Annotated in this window: 1 pseudogene; it reads right to left on the reverse strand. The window is 57.4% G+C overall.

From position 1 onward, the window contains the following. Nucleotides 1–230, reverse strand: a pseudogene (locus ACPYOI_RS37295) (UDP-galactopyranose mutase); the annotation flags it as partial.

A 230-nucleotide genomic window follows, 5' to 3' on the forward strand; every position in this document is an offset into this window, starting at 1 on the left:
AGCACTTGCCGTCAGAGCCCGCTCTGCTGTTTTCAGTTCGGGGTGCGCGAACTTGAAATTAGCGAGTTCGTCCATGCAATCGTAGATAACCGCGATCGCGTCGACGTGCCGAGCGAACATAAACATTAGCGGTGTGTAGAACCACACTATCGGTCGACGGCCGCCATGGAGAAGAAGCAAACCGTCAAGCAAGCGCCGGAGTGACCGCTCGCGGGTCTCCTCGCCCCATT

This window comes from Rhizobium sp. SVR5-2C (genome assembly GCF_056755115.1).